This is a genomic window from Stenotrophomonas sp. YIM B06876 (assembly GCF_030711595.1).
In the GTDB taxonomy this organism is placed as follows: domain Bacteria; phylum Pseudomonadota; class Gammaproteobacteria; order Xanthomonadales; family Xanthomonadaceae; genus Stenotrophomonas.
The window spans coordinates 1-1,021 of record NZ_JAUJUJ010000303.1; the positions used below are offsets into that span (position 1 = coordinate 1).

1 protein-coding gene is annotated in these 1,021 nt (G+C 68.8%); it reads right to left on the reverse strand.

The annotated features are described in order from the left end of the window. Positions 1 to 1,021: AIR synthase-related protein (locus QZH66_RS16900; protein WP_305807014.1), on the reverse strand; the 1,021-nt coding region annotated here is incomplete at both ends.

Here is a 1,021-nt window from a genome sequence, read left to right on the forward strand (position 1 = left end):
ATGGTGATCAGGAAGCGCTTGGACGCCACGGTCGGGTGGCTCAGCACGTCGATGACGGACTGCTGCAAGCTGACGCCGGTCAGGTCCATGGGCGTGAACTCGCGCGCCACAGTCTGCACGTCGCGGTGCATCTTGGGCGGCTTGCCCAGCAGCACGGACATGGGCATGTCGACCGGAAACTTCTGGTCGTCCGCCGTGGCGGCCGTGTCGGCCAGCACCAGCTGGCGCTCTTCGGTGGCGGTGCCGATGACGGCGAACGGGCAGCGCTCGCGCTCGCAGAAGGCCTGGAACTGCGCCAGCGATTCCGGTGCGATGGCCAGCACATAGCGCTCCTGGCTTTCGTTGGACCAGATCTCTTTCGGCGCCATGCCCGACTCTTCGAGCTGCACGGCACGCAAGTCAAAGCGCGCGCCGCGGCCGGCGTCGTTGGTCAGCTCGGGGAAGGCGTTCGACAGCCCGCCCGCGCCCACGTCGTGGATCGCCAGGATCGGGTTCGCCGCGCCCTGCGCCCAGCAATGGTTGATGACCTCTTGCGCCCGGCGCTCGATCTCGGGGTTGCCGCGCTGCACCGAATCAAAGTCCAATTCGGCCGCATTGGCGCCCGTCGCCATGGAGCTGGCGGCGCTGCCGCCCATGCCGATGCGCATGCCCGGGCCGCCGAGCTGGATCAGCAGCGAGCCGGCCGGGAAGGCTATTTTTTGCGTGAGCTGGGCGTCGATCACGCCCAGGCCGCCGGCGATCATGATGGGCTTGAGGTAGCCGCGCGCAACGCCCGCCACGGTCTGCTCGTATTCACGGAAGTAGCCGAGCAGGTTCGGCCGGCCGAACTCGTTATTGAAAGCGGCGCCGCCCAGCGGCCCCTCGGTCATGATTTGCAGCGGGCTGGCGATGTGGCCGGGCTTGCCGCCCACCTGGTCGGATGCGCCGCCCCAGAGCTTGGACACGGTGAAGCCCGTCAGGCCCGCCTTGGGCTTGGAGCCGCGCCCGGTCGCGCCTTCGTCGCGGATTTCACCGCCCGCGC